At 56.7% G+C, this 12,631-nt stretch carries 13 protein-coding genes; 3 read left to right on the top strand and 10 right to left on the bottom strand.

What is annotated here, in order from left to right; genetic code table 11:
• The 3 genes from HEQ61_RS08085 to HEQ61_RS08075 form a co-directional block, all read right to left on the bottom strand.
• On the bottom strand, positions 1-297 hold a 297-nt coding region (locus HEQ61_RS08085), incomplete at its 3' end, for a D-Ala-D-Ala carboxypeptidase family metallohydrolase (RefSeq protein WP_168084779.1).
• Positions 298-299: 2 nt separating this feature from the next.
• Entirely contained in the window at positions 300-611 is a 312-nt protein-coding gene (locus HEQ61_RS08080; RefSeq protein WP_168020212.1) for a hypothetical protein, read from the bottom strand.
• Between the two features lie 56 nt (positions 612-667).
• On the bottom strand, positions 668-1,066 hold the full coding sequence (locus HEQ61_RS08075) for a hypothetical protein (RefSeq protein ID WP_167812183.1): 399 nt from the start codon (positions 1,064-1,066) through the stop codon (positions 668-670).
• A gap of 39 nt (positions 1,067-1,105) precedes the next feature.
• On the opposite strand from HEQ61_RS08075, the gene HEQ61_RS08070 reads away from it, so the two are divergent.
• Positions 1,106-1,378, top strand: coding sequence for a recombinase family protein (locus HEQ61_RS08070; protein WP_167805021.1), 273 nt, complete (start codon positions 1,106-1,108; stop codon positions 1,376-1,378).
• Between the two features lie 302 nt (positions 1,379-1,680).
• Here HEQ61_RS08070 and HEQ61_RS08065 read toward each other — a convergent pair whose 3' ends face one another.
• The 7 genes from HEQ61_RS08065 to HEQ61_RS08035 form a co-directional block, all read right to left on the bottom strand.
• A complete protein-coding gene (locus tag HEQ61_RS08065) occupies positions 1,681-2,589 on the bottom strand; it encodes a DMT family transporter (protein WP_168020504.1) in 909 nt (302 codons plus the stop codon).
• Positions 2,590-2,677: 88 nt separating this feature from the next.
• The gene (locus tag HEQ61_RS08060; protein ID WP_168020502.1) at positions 2,678-3,496 is read right to left on the bottom strand and encodes a heme ABC transporter ATP-binding protein; all 819 of its coding nucleotides are present in this window, start codon (positions 3,494-3,496) and stop codon (positions 2,678-2,680) included.
• Positions 3,493-4,524 (bottom strand): FecCD family ABC transporter permease, encoded by a 1,032-nt coding sequence (locus tag HEQ61_RS08055; RefSeq protein WP_209315670.1) that lies wholly within the window; start codon positions 4,522-4,524, stop codon positions 3,493-3,495. Before HEQ61_RS08055 ends, HEQ61_RS08060 begins: the two co-directional genes overlap by 4 nt.
• 17 nt (positions 4,525-4,541) lie before the next feature.
• Positions 4,542-5,426 (bottom strand): heme/hemin ABC transporter substrate-binding protein, encoded by an 885-nt coding sequence (locus tag HEQ61_RS08050; RefSeq protein ID WP_168020498.1) that lies wholly within the window; start codon positions 5,424-5,426, stop codon positions 4,542-4,544.
• Complete coding sequence (locus tag HEQ61_RS08045) at positions 5,423-6,490, bottom strand: hemin-degrading factor (protein ID WP_168020496.1); 1,068 nt, start codon at positions 6,488-6,490, stop codon at positions 5,423-5,425. Before HEQ61_RS08045 ends, HEQ61_RS08050 begins: the two co-directional genes overlap by 4 nt.
• Before the next feature lie 90 nt (positions 6,491-6,580).
• On the bottom strand, positions 6,581-8,590 hold the full coding sequence (locus HEQ61_RS08040; RefSeq protein ID WP_168020494.1) for a TonB-dependent hemoglobin/transferrin/lactoferrin family receptor: 2,010 nt from the start codon (positions 8,588-8,590) through the stop codon (positions 6,581-6,583).
• A 501-nt stretch (positions 8,591-9,091) separates the two neighbouring features.
• Entirely contained in the window at positions 9,092-10,162 is a 1,071-nt protein-coding gene (locus HEQ61_RS08035; protein ID WP_168020492.1) for a Glu/Leu/Phe/Val dehydrogenase, read from the bottom strand.
• 292 nt (positions 10,163-10,454) lie between these two features.
• Here HEQ61_RS08035 and HEQ61_RS08030 point away from each other — a divergent pair, with 292 nt between their 5' ends.
• Both HEQ61_RS08030 and zapE read left to right on the top strand, forming a co-directional pair.
• Entirely contained in the window at positions 10,455-11,387 is a 933-nt protein-coding gene (locus HEQ61_RS08030; RefSeq protein WP_168020490.1) for an exopolyphosphatase, read from the top strand.
• 103 nt (positions 11,388-11,490) lie between these two features.
• Positions 11,491-12,615: a cell division protein ZapE gene (gene zapE / locus HEQ61_RS08025; RefSeq protein ID WP_168020488.1), complete on the top strand. Its 1,125-nt coding sequence runs from the start codon at positions 11,491-11,493 to the stop codon at positions 12,613-12,615.
• Positions 12,616-12,631: the final 16 nt, after the last annotated feature.

The raw sequence follows: 12,631 nt of genomic DNA, 5'->3' as shown, positions 1-12,631 counted from the left end.
GTAAAGCCCCAGACCGAGCCGGAACGGGTACTGCTTGCACAGCCACACATAAACCGCGTGCAGTGGGCTGACGGTAATGATGTCGGCTGCACGCCCCAGAAGGTGCATGGATTGCGGGCGCCCGCCGTTTTCACGGTTCCAGCCCGCACATCTGCACCCCGATGTAATCGTTACCGGCGCCTTGAAATGATCCCGCACGCCCTGGAGAACTGTCAGCAGTTCAGCGTCCACGGTGTCAAAGCCGCACCCACAGCGGCAGGCGAATTCATGGCGGTGAAAGTGGGTCGAGATCTGCATGGTTAAAGCCTCACATGCTGCATCAACCATATGATATAGGCGACGGCTCCTGTCAGGCACGAGGAGCCGATACAGGCGGCAATGCGGGCTTCGGCCTGAATCCGGGTCAGCGATGATTCCGCTGCGGAAATCTTCTCCCACATCCGGACGGACTCCTGGCCGAGCCGGTCCAGCGCAACTTCCTGGACGGTCAGCGCGGTCAGGGTCCGAGATATCTCACGCTGGGTAAGGGCGACTTCGGCCAGGGTCCGGTCTGTACTATCAAGCCGCGCTTCAACCGCCGCCAGTCGCGGCACAATCTGATCCACCTGCATTCGCTCCACACCATGGCATCGGTCATCAACTGTCAGGCAGCGTGGCAGACAGGCCCCTATACGTCCTGTGGCGCTTTTTCCTGCCGCTTCAGAATGTCCCTGACCCGACGCGGCGTGAGAGCGAACCCCGCCGCGATATCTGTCGTCGGCACGCCGTTACGGGCCATGTCGCAGATGCGGCGATCCCGCAGGGGGCGGGAGAGACTGTTCCCATTCGCGGGCTGAAGGATCAGCCCGGCAAACGCGCGGGAGATGCGGGCGGCATCCTCATAGCCAAGGATTTCGACGATTTTCGAGGACATTTTCAGGTTACGGGGGTGGGGAACGTAGAGAATGCGCCTCCACCTGCGCTTTCCGGACGGCGCAAGGCTGCCGACAAGATAAAGCGCCCGGTCGCGGCCAATAACGCTGGCTATTTCCTGAATACTGTCAGGGAGTTCGGCAACCTGTTCCATGGTTGCATTTTATAACCGGGCACGCGGGAAGGCAAGCTTTTGCCGGAGCGGACGGCACCCGGCCACCGCCGTTATGCCCTGTCCCGGCTTCAGCCCGGTCACGACGGCGAGGCAGCGGCGCAGAAGCGTACCATTGCCTATGCGCGTGTTTCCAGTCATGATCAGAAAGCGGACCTTGAACGCCAGAAGAAGATACTGGAACTGTACTGTGCCCGGCAAGGCTGGACCCATGGGGTTATAGCCGACCTCGCGGCGACAGGCGACGACTGCCGGAAGAAACTTAACCAGATCAAGGCGCTATATGGACCCTAAGCACAAAAGCGGAATTTAGGGGATTGGCTGTTGCGTGCCCCCGCAACCAAAAATATAGACTCATCCAAAAAATATGCGCTTTTTATGGAGACGAAAAAGTTACATTGAGATTGCCATTCAATGGCTGTCCTGATTGATGGATCGTCTGGATATTTTTTCGTACGCAAAAGACAGATGAGCTATTCTTCAGTTAACCTTTTCATCTACGGTACCTTTACGTTTATTTCACAAAATTATAGCATGATTTTTCTTGGTGCGGTTGGGGGGCAGCATTGATCTGATTCTGGATCTATACAGCCATCTTACTTTTTTAGCCCAGAACCAAGATTGAACCTGAATTTATCCAGCTTTGGTATCATGGATAGAATGTGCGTTCCGGCAAAGTCTCTTGTTCTCGTTTCAGGGTGAGAAGAAGACTTGTCATTGTACATGAGCGCCCCAAGCCAGTCGGCCACACCAAGACTCTCCCCAAAGAACACAATGGCAAAAAGGGTCGCAAACAGGGGGGCACTGCTTTCAATAATCTGGACGCTGCTTGCATTGCCGTGTTGTATCGCTTTTGTGGTGAAGTAGAAGCCTCCAATCGTCGGGAATATGACAAGCCCGAGGATGGCAATGGCAACAGGTGGGCTTGGTATTGAAAATCCCTTCATGGCATAAGGTATTGTCAGATACAGGCTTCCAAATCCGAACAGCCATACGAGATGGGCAAGTCCAGATCCGATTTTTAGCAACTTTGAGGCAAAGATAAATAGCGCGCATCCCAGCCCACCAAGAAGGGCCAGTATAATGCCAGTCATGCTTCCCGATATGCCGACTTCATGGGCAATAATAAAATAGACGCTTGGTAGAATGGCGGCAAAGGCCAGCATTTTCATCAGGCCGATTTTCTCTTTTAGAAAAACAGATGACAGGATACCACCTGCAGCATAGGTCAGGAATGAGACAAGTGGGATATGAGCTTCTTTAGAAGCCCATGTTTCAAAGAAGTAGAGACAAAATATTCCCAAGAAAGACGAGATCATGAATTTCGGGGCTAATGTCTGCAAGGATACGAGTTCTGACTGGATTTTTTGTGATGAGCAGAAGTTCAGAAGAGTCAGAGCTGCAGAAAAAAAATTGAGAAATGAGATCGGGTGATGCGATTTTCTCTCTATAAAGCCAACGTGATTGAATGAGCCTCTCATTCCATTGAGAGCCGCCGCGACCAACGCATGGAACTCTGGTCTTGATCTACAGATCCTTTTGTTCGTGCGTGTCGTATACTCTTTTATGTACTGGATCACACCCCCCTAAGCCTTATAGACAGTCACTCTTCTTGCTGTCGTTTTCAGCACATGAAGGCAGGTACGGAATGATAATCCGTGCCCCATTATCGTCGAGGATGCGTGTTCGGATAGTAAAGACCTGCTCTATGATATCCGGCACGAGAACATCATCCGGGTGACCCGTGGCTGTAATCTTCCCGTCAGCCAGAAGGATGATGTGGTCTGCCCACGCAGCAGCTAGATTAAGATCATGCAAGACAGCAACAACCCCGTTTCCCTGGCGAGCGAGCGCCTTGGCCTGCGCCAGGATTTGGTGCTGGTGGGCTGGGTCCAGGCTCGACGTTGGCTCATCCAGAAGCAGGTATCCCGGTTTTTCGTTTTTGCCATCGGCCAGTTGTGCCAGAACTCTGGCAAAGTGCGTACGCTGTTGTTCTCCACCCGACAGGTTCAGGTAATTACGTGCCCCCAGGTGATGAATGTCGGCTTTCTGAAGAGCCTGATCTACAAGGCAGGCATCATGACGGGATGTGCTTGCCTGATGCGGGCTTAGTCCGAGTTGCACAACCTCGGTGACTGAGAACCCGAACTGAAGAGATGGGTTTTGCGGCAGAACAGCCCGACGTCGTGCCAATGCCTTGAGCGGCCATGCCTCCAGAGGGGTGTTGTCCAATTGTATCTGACCGGAATCGGGCTTGCGTTCGCCAGCCATGACAGACAGCAAGGTCGATTTTCCCGATCCATTGGGACCGAGAATAATGGTCATGGTCCCCGGATGTACAGACAGGCTGATGTCAGACAGGATAACGTGGTTACCGAGCTGAACATGAATGCGGGATAAATCCAGGCTCATGATGCTGTGCTTCTCCGGGTGTGACCAAACAGTAACCAGACCAGGCACGGCGCACCAATCAGGCTGCATAAAAGACCGATAGGCATTTCTGCCGGCTCAGCAAGGGTTCGTGCGGCTGTGTCGGATAGTGTCATCAGGATTGCCCCGGCCAGTGCTGCTCCGGGAAGGAGGAGACGGTGATCGGCTCCGATCGCCAAGCGAACCAGATGAGGCACAATCAAGCCAACAAAGCCGATAATGCCGGAGACCGAAACGGCTGCGCCCACGCCCAGGCTGACCAGAACGGTACTCCACCGTATGAAGCGTGGAACATCCATGCCCAAGTGCCCTGCTTCCCTCTCCCCCAGGACGAGGATGTTCAGCTGGTTCGATTGCCGGACGAGAAGAAACACGGTTAAAAACATGATCAGTGATGCGGGTACAATCTGGCTCCAGTCACTGTTGCTCAGGCTTCCCATGGTCCAGAACAGGAACTGGCGCATCTGAAGATCATCGCCCAGATAGACAAGCAGGCCAATACCGGTTGCGCATAGCGCATTGACCGCAATACCGGCCAGAAGCATGGTGGCCGGGTTGACCCGCCCGTTGATGGCAGCCAGAAGGTGAACGACAGAAACGGCTGCCATGCCACCGACAAAGGCGGCTATTGGCAGAAACCATGGCTCCCCGGCCAGTGTTGTTCCAAAGACAACGGCCCCGGCCGCTGCCAGCGCGCAGCCACTGGAAATGCCAACAAGTCCGGGATCAGCCAGCGGATTGCGGAAAATGGCCTGCAAGCTGGCCCCGGAGACAGCCAAGGTTGCGCCAACCAGCGTGCCGAGAAAGATCCGGGGCAGGCGGATGCTGCCCAGAACAGCCTCATGCTGCCAGGGGATTCCTGCATCAGTCAGTCCGGTATGGGATGCCATGTATTGCAAAACATGGACTGCGGGAATGGAAACACTGCCGGTACAGGCTGCTGTCACAACCGTGATAACCAGAAGGATGACCAGCCCGGGCACAACAATGTGCCTGCCTTCTCTTGTCATGGACGTGTTTCCTTGGTTCAGTGGGCAGGCCATGGTCCATCCCCTGCTGTGCCAAAGGATCGGGCGAGATCCATGATAGCCTGCGGTGTGCGTGGCCCCAGCCCCATCAGCAGCGTGCTGTCGATGACCACAACCCGTTTATTCTGTGCCGCAGGTGTTGGCGCAATCTGGGGCATCCGGATAAGCGCATCGGTGTTCTTGTCAGGGCCAAGGGTGTGATCACCGACCAGAAGGATATCCGGGGCCATCATCATGGCACCTTCACCGGACAGCGGTTTGAAGCCTTCCGTCTGACTGGAGACATTGCGCCCCCCGGCCTGCCGGATCAAGTAGTCCACCACCGTCTTGCGGCCGGCAGCAATCGGCGGGCCGGCCCCGGCTGACAACAAGCACAGGACACCGGGTGCACTGGATTCTGCAGGGCGTTGTATGGCGCTCAGGGTTGCCATCAGATCCTTGGCCAGATCATCGGCTTCCTGTGGTCTGTGAACCCAGTTCCCGATGTGGTGAATGTTGCTGCGTAGTGTGTCCAGGGTCATTGCGGCAGGCAGGGTCTCCACTCGCACACCGGCCTGCCGTATCTGCGACAGGACATGGGGTGGTCCGGCATCTGCCGGCACCAGAAGCAGGTCAGGCTCCAGCGACAGGATGCCTTCTGCGGCCAGGGTCCGCATATAGCCAACCTTGGGGCGCTGTGCTGCGGCTTCGGGATACTGGCTGGTAGTATCCACGGCGACAACACGATCCCCGGCACCCAGGGCAAACACAATCTCTGTGATCGGGGCGCTGACGGAAACAATCCGCTGTGGTGTCTGACCGCTGTAAACTGGACATACAGGCAGGATTGCCAGTGTCAGGGCCGCAAGTATGGCGACCCTGACAAAACAACGCTGTGGTTTCATGCGACAGCGGCGTGGCGATCATGACCGGGCAGGGATTTGACAATTGCCCGCCAGTCTTCGCGCTCGGGCTCCTGCCCGTGCCTTTTCCCGCACAGGATGGCGACGTTCCGCCCCTGTGTGTCATACAGTTCCAGGGTCGTGATAATGCCGTTTATGCTGGGCTTGCGAACCACCCAGGTGCCGGCAATCTCTTCGCTGCGGACGTGAAGATTGAAATCCGGATCCATGATGTTCAGCCATCCATCCTTTTCCATAACCCGCTGTATGGTCCCGGTGTGGATCTGGATGCAGCCGGCACTGCCGACAAAGACCATCAGCGGGGCTTTCTGGTTGACAGCCATGTCCAGGGTGCGACGCAGGGCATCGGTACTGGTTTGGAGGGCAAGATCCGGGCCGACCAGACGCATGGCCTGCAGGCGGTCAACCCCGAATTCCCTCAGCATGTCGTGGAAGTGATGGACATCGCGCAGGGCAGACCAGTGCGCCCGCAACCCTTCCACGTCAATCTGGTCGTCGGGGCGCTCGACAGGGGTGCGGGCTGGAACAACATTCAGCTCGGTTGACTGGTTATCAGAACGATATTGCTCTGTCAGGCGGGCCCAAGCATCAACGTTACCATCAGCGGTCAGGAAGACCTTGTGTACCGCCGTTCCGTCAAGATCAAAGAATTGTAGTGAACGCCGAATTCCGCGCTGATTCTCGGTCTTGACAGAGAACCCGTGGTGCCAGCGCCCCAGGAACAGGCGCAGGTCAATGCCGCCGTTGTACACAACGCCGCTGCCGCCGCTGATGTTGATGTTGCCAAAGGCGCCGGTTTTCTCGTGAACAACGGCATTGTTACGGGTGATGACCTTGACCGGACCCAGGGCGGGAAGCGCCTGTATCAGTTCAGCCCAGTCGGCGTCCAGGCGCACAACATCGTGCCCGCAGCCGGCCGCGACCAGCTGGGCTTCGGTTGAGCCAAGGTCGGCAGCCAGATCGCGGGCATAGCGGCGGGCTGTTCCCGATGCAAGAGATGCCCAGGCGTGTTGCAGGTCGGTGGTGGCGGGTGATTGAGAAGTCATGACAGGTGTCTCCTTCGGGAAAAAGGCCGGCGGGGCGGGGTGCGACCGCTGTTCCGCCGGCAGATGCACAAAGCCGGTTGAAACGGTTGCCTAGAACTGGATCACAGCACTCAGGCGGATATCACGACCGGCGGCGTAGATTGCTGACTCGTGGGGTTTGTAATACCGGTCAAACAGGTTGTCGGCTGTCAGGTTTACGCGCAGGGCATCGTTGAACTGTTCCGGTGCCCAGCTGACAAAGACATCGTGGATCGCGTAACCACCACTTTTCTTGTCGGCTTTGGCGCGGTTCTGGGCCGCCACCATGTGGGTGCGCCAGCCGGCTTCTAGATCCGTGCCGGGAATGCGGGTGCCGATGGTGGTCACAGCCTTGGCGGCGGGGATGCTTTCCAGCGGGGTATGGCTGCTGCGGTTGTCTCCGCGCAGTTTTGAAGCCCCCAGGCTGGCAAACACGATCCCGGCGTCATAGGCGGCTTCCAGCTCCACCCCACGGATCCGCGCGTTGGGAACGTTGCTGGTGGTGGTTGTGGTTGCCCCCACTGTTTGTTCTATGTAGTCCTTGATCCGGTTTTCAAACCCCGACACCTTCAGGCGCAGGCTGTCCCGTTCCAGAGCCAGGTTCTGGAACCGGAAGCTGGCACCAAGTTCGGCGTTGCGGGCTTTTTCCGGGCGCAGGTTCGGGTTGGGAACGAAGGTGTTATTTGCAAACGGCCCCATCGGGAAATGTACGCCTTGATTGTACAAGCCTTTCAGGCTCGGGGCCCGGAAGGCTTCGGCATAGGACACATAGGGCATGAACCACGGGGTTACCCGCCACGACAGCGCCGCCTTGGGCGAGGTGGCGCTGCCGTCGCGCCCGGCCCGGTCGGTGGGCGACAGGTCAAAGCGGTCGTGGCGGACACCGGCGGTCAGGGTCCAGTCGGTGAACAGGGTGATTTCATCCTGTATAAACACACCCGTCGTTTTCATGGTGGCATCGGGGTAGAAGCCCGCGGTGGGGATGCCATCACGCCGGCCTTCCTGTTTCTCCTCCATATACTCGACGCCATAGGTCAGGCGGTTATGGGCAGAATCGCCGAACGAAAAGCGGCTGGTATTGGCCACGTCCACACCGTTGACGGTTTGCTTGCGGGTATCGTGGCGCACGCTTGCCCGGGTTTTCTCGTTGATATCGGCCTGGTTCCGGTACACGGTAGCCTGAACGTCAAATAGTTTGTCTGCCGGGTTCTTGTAGTTCCACGACAGGGTGTAGGTGTCCTGCTTGGTTTCACGGTCAACGGCGAGATTTCGCGAACCTACCAAGTCTTCAGCGCTTGCACCCGCCTTCTCGTCGCCGTCATAGCGCAGGGCCGACAAGGTGATGCGGTGGAAGGTATCGGGATTGATGCCAACCTTGAACAGGGCGGAACGATTCCGCTCTGCCGAATAGGGCAGGTGGGTGTCGTTGCCGTGGCGCAGGTCGGCCTGGGTATGGGCACTGCCGCCAACCAGGAAATCCAGTGTTTCCATCGGGCGGGCATAGGCCATCAGGCTGCCGCGCTTTTTGTCGCTGGCGCTGGCATAGCCCGCCGAAACCCGCCCCCCCATCATCTGTCCCGGTTTCAGGAAGTCGGTGGCGTCAACGGTGGTCATGTTCATGACCCCGCCCAGGGCACCGGATCCGAACAGGGTTGATCCCGGCCCGCGCAGCACGTCTACCTGGCGCAGGAATTCGGGTTCGACGAAAATACGTCCCTTGTGTTCGGCGTTGAAGTTCTGGCGCGCATTGTCCAGCCGTACCACCACGCGTTCCCCGCCCAGACCGCGAATGGTCGGGCGTACAGCGGTGCCGCGCGGCCCGCCGGAGAAGCTTGCCCCTGGAATGTCGCGCAGCAGTTCCACCACGGACCCGGGTTGGCGTTTCTCGATGTCTTCACGCCGGACGACGCTGACAGCTTCCGGGGTATCGATGGCGGTTTGTTCCGTCCGTGTGGCCGAAACGGTGACGGCATCCAGCCGCGTGGTTGTTGGCGCAGGCTGTGTCTGGGCCTGGGCCACGCCGGCTATCAAGGGAAGGAGGATACCGGCCCCGAACAGTGGGGCCCCGAAATGTTTGGGCATGTCTTGCTCACCTCGTTTGATTGTTTTTTTGTGCGGGACCGGCAAGCCGGCAGATTTCCGGGCGGGAATTCATGAAAAAAGGACAGGACAGGAGAAGGCGCGTTGTTCTTGCGTGCAGGCGACAGCCGGGTTGAACGCCGTACCGTTATGGTTTTGTATCCGCTTGTGAAGCAGGAGTGTCGCTGTATCGGATATGTGCAAAGCGGTGCGCACATGGGGCAGGATGGCGATCTGTTTCCCGTGCCGGGCAGATGTCAGGATACATGGCTCCCTCTGCATGTAATAATCATTATCACACGCACTATGCACGGAGATTCCCAAAGGTCAAGCGCAGATCGTTTCAGACGATCATCTTTGGGTTGTTTTTCTTTTCTTCGCAGAATCTTCCGCGCGGAAACGCCCATGACCTATCGATAGGTCACGAAGGAACAAGTGCGGTGCATCAGCGTTTGCCGCACGAAGCACCACACCCGTTTTTTCTGTTTATTTTTTCCTGGTTTCTCAGGCGGCGACGGACCGTTGACGATCAGACTTTATTGCATACAAACGTTCGCGAGCGATGGTATCGGCAATGTCTGCAGTTGTCTGACCACTCAAGCGGGCTCTCTGGTAGATTCCGGTCAGGGTTTCCGCAATGGCGGCCGCTTTCTTCCGCAGCCCTTCGGTCGTGAAGGTCCCGTCTATATCCGACGCGATGGCTATGACCCCGCCAGCGTTGATCACATAGTCCGGGGCATAAAGAATGCTGCGCTTTTGCAGCTCCATTGCCATGTCCGGTGTTGCAAGCTGGTTGTTGGCAGCCCCGGCGACAGCCTTGGCCTTGATATCAGGAATGGTGACCGGGTTCAGCGAAGCGCCAAGGGCGCAGGGAGCAAAAATATCGCACTCCACAGCATGGATATGATCTGGATCAACGGCGACGACGCCATATTCACGAACGATATAATCAACTCTGGCAGGATCAATATCCGATACGATCAGCCTGGCTCCGGCTGTGGCAAGATGGCTGCATACATAGTGCCCGACATGTCCCAGACCCTGTACGGCGATGGTCCGGCCTTGAAGGTCCGGGGTTCCGAACAGTTCGGTTGCGGTTGCCCGGATGCCATGGAAAACGCCCCATGCCGTGAAGGGGGATGGATCACCCAGCCCGTTGTTGCGTCCGGTTCCGGCAACGTGCTGCGTTTCAGTGGCAATGATGTCCATGTCTGCCGGTGAGGTACCAACATCTTCGGCAGCGATATAGCGACCACCCAAGGCTTCGACCTTGCGGCCAAAGGCCCGGAGCAGGGCTTCGGACTTGTGCCGCGTCGGATCCCCGATGATGACCGACTTTCCGCCACCAAGGGGTAGCCCGGCCATGATGTTCTTGTAGGTCATTCCGCGCGAGAGTCGCAGGACATCGATGACGGCTTCCTGGTGTGAGGCATAGGGCCACATGCGGGTCCCACCGCACGCCGGGCCGGGAATTGTTGAATGAACGGCAATAACAGCTTTCAGTCCGGAGTCGACGTCTGTAGCCAGTACAACGAGCTCGTGGTCATCGAAATCACGCAGTTCCACGATATTCATGGTGTTTTGTCTCCCTTGCTCTCCGGACATTCCTTGGTGTTCCGGCAGAGTTCTTATTATTCGTTATAATGTGAACGTAAGATTATATTTATGCAATTCTCTTTCTCGCAAATGTTCTGAAAACAGGGCGATCCGGTGCTTGTCGGTGTGTCAGTTATTTTTCCGGCTTGCGTATCTGGACATGGTTATGCAGGCACGTGTTGCCTGATGGCGGGGGGGAAGGTATCGTGTTGCCTGTTGTATCGTGGCCGGGGTTGACCGGCTGTCCGGCGATGATCAGGGGAGTGTGCGGATGTCGGAAACCAAGTTCCGTCTTGTGACCCGCAGTGACTTTGATGGTCTGGTCTGTGCCATGATCCTCAAAGAGCTTGATATGATTGATGATATCAAGTTCGTCCATCCCAAGGACATGCAGGATGGCAAGGTCGAGGTGTCAAAGCGTGATATCACAACCAACCTGCCGTATGTACCGGGTGTTCATCTGGCTTTTGACCACCACCTGTCAGAAACCATAAGGATCGGTGGCAAGCCCGAGAATCATATCATTGACCCGGATGCGCCCTCGGCGGCGCGCGTGGTCTATAAGTACTATGGTGCTGAAAAGGTCATCAAGAAAGTAACGGCAGATATGATGCTGGCCGTTGACAAGGGTGACTCCGCCAATTTCACCCGCGAAGAGGTTCTGAAGCCGGAAGGCTGGAACCTGATGAACTTCCTTATGGATGCCCGGACCGGGCTTGGGCGGTTCAAGGAATTCCGGGTTTCAAATTACCAGCTGATGATGAACCTGATCGATTACTGTCTGGATCATACCATTCAGGATGTTCTTACCCTGCCCGATGTCCGCGAACGAATCGACCTTTACTTCGAGCAGCAGGAAAAGTTCACGGTCCAGATGCGCCGTTGCACAACGGTCAAGGGCAAGGTGGCCATTATTGATCTCAGGGAAGAGGACCCGATTTATGTCGGCAACCGTTTCCTTGTGTATGCGCTGTATCCGGATGCAAATGTCTCCATCCATGTCATGCGCGGCTTTCAGAATGAAAAGACGGTTTTTGCTGTTGGCAAGTCGATCTTCGACAAATCCTCGAAAGCCAATATCGGCGAGCTGATGCTGAAGTATGGCGGTGGTGGGCATGCCAATGCCGGAACCTGTCAGGTTTGGCATCAGGATGCCTCTCAGGTGATGGAGGTTCTGGTGGCGCGTCTGAACATGGCGTCCTGACGCGCACGGGGCAGGGTACAGTTTCCTGCCCTTGGTATTTTTCTGTTTTTGGTCTAACGCTTTGCGGCCTTGTGCTGACATATAACGTGGACCCGGAACCGCCATGAATGATGATCCCCTGTCTCTTTACCGCGCCCGCCTTGCCCAAGGGTGTCTGCGTGCCGATCCTGTGCAGGAGCTGGCAGCGGAAAAGTTGAATTCCCTGCATCACGCACTGAAAGGATATCAGCCCTCTTTGGGCCGCAGCGGGTGGCGTGTCCGCTTTGGTTTTGCGCGGATGTCTCCGGACATGGATCCGCCCCAGGGTTTGTATCTGTATGGCCCGGTTGGACGCGGAAAGTCGATGCTGATGGATGTCTTTGTCCATACAGCCCCGGTCAAGGCTTGCCGGAGAGTCCACTTTCATGAATTCCTGCGTGATTTCCACAAGGCGGTGCACGCTTGGCGCAAAAGCCCAGACCGTGACGGGACTGATCCGGTGCCGCCCCTTGCACGGCGTATAGCACAGGAAAGCTGGTTGTTGTGTCTGGATGAGCTGGAGGTTCGCGATATTGCCGATGCCATGATCATCGGTCGTATTTTCGAGGAATTGTTTCGTGCTGGTGCGGTGATCGTTGTGACCTCGAACCGTGCTCCGGATGAACTTTACAAGGATGGTCTGCAGCGTGAGAAATTTTTGCCCTTCATCAGCATGATCAAAGCGCGGCTTGATTTGCTGGAATTGACGTCGCCAACGGATTACCGGTTGGGTCGTATGAAGGGAGCGCAGATCTACCATACCCCGCTGGGATCGCACGCGGATCGGGCGCTTGACGATGCATTTACCCGCCTGGCCGGGGGATTGTCAGCCGTGCCGGTACAGCTGGATATCAACGGGCGTGCCCTTCCTGTGCCCCTTGCTGCCGGGGATGTGGCCCGTTTTTCATTCCGTGACTTGTGTGAGCGTCCTTTGGCAGCGACCGATTATCTGCATCTTGCTTCTGCGTATGATGCTGTTGTTCTGGACAGTGTGCCCGTTCTGGGGCCTCATAACCGTGATCATGCTCGCCGCTTTGTCATGCTGATTGATGCTCTCTATGACCATAAAACCTTGCTTGTCCTGTCGGCCGAGGCGGACCCGGAGCATTTGTATCCCGACGGGGATGGAGCTTTTGAATTCCATAGAACGGTGTCAAGGCTGATGGAAATGCAATCGGAGAGCTATATTGGCGCACGTCATGTGGCATGATCACTTTTCCCCTTGT

The organism is Haematospirillum sp. H4485 (assembly GCF_012102745.1).
Taxonomy (GTDB): Bacteria; Pseudomonadota; Alphaproteobacteria; order Rhodospirillales; family Rhodospirillaceae; genus Haematospirillum.
Note: the sequence above shows the minus strand (reverse complement) of the source record. Positions and strands in the feature narration are given on the sequence as shown.